The sequence below is a fragment of the Paraburkholderia sp. SIMBA_053 genome (assembly GCF_046534895.1).
Taxonomy (GTDB): domain Bacteria; phylum Pseudomonadota; class Gammaproteobacteria; order Burkholderiales; family Burkholderiaceae; genus Paraburkholderia; species Paraburkholderia caledonica.
The window spans coordinates 1-309 of sequence record NZ_JAWRXU010000378.1; the positions used below are offsets into that span (position 1 = coordinate 1).

Annotated in this window: 1 protein-coding gene; it reads right to left on the bottom strand. The window is 65.4% G+C overall.

Annotation, left to right across the window (positions count from 1 at the left end; genetic code table 11):
- Positions 1-309: flavodoxin domain-containing protein (locus SB753_RS36070; protein WP_410804887.1), on the bottom strand; the 309-nt coding region annotated here is incomplete at both ends.

Consider the following 309-nt stretch of genomic DNA (forward strand, 5'->3'; position numbering starts at 1 on the left):
GCGATTGAGGCGCAGATTGTCGACGCGCCGCGACTGGGCGGGACTCGTCTTCGACGGCGTCGCGCCCGGCAGCACGGAGGGAATCACGCCTTGCGCGGGCACTTCATACAGCAACGCGTCGTCGGCCTTGATCTTTGCGATCACGGCTTCTAGCCACTTGTCGGCGGCCGGCTGAAAATCCGTGTCGCAATCGACACGCGCATGCAACCGCTTCGCGCCCAGCTCGGCGAAGCGATCGTCGAGCTTGCGGCCGTGGCCGCAGAACTGGTCGTAACTGGGGTCGCCGAATCCGAGCACCGCGTATTGCTG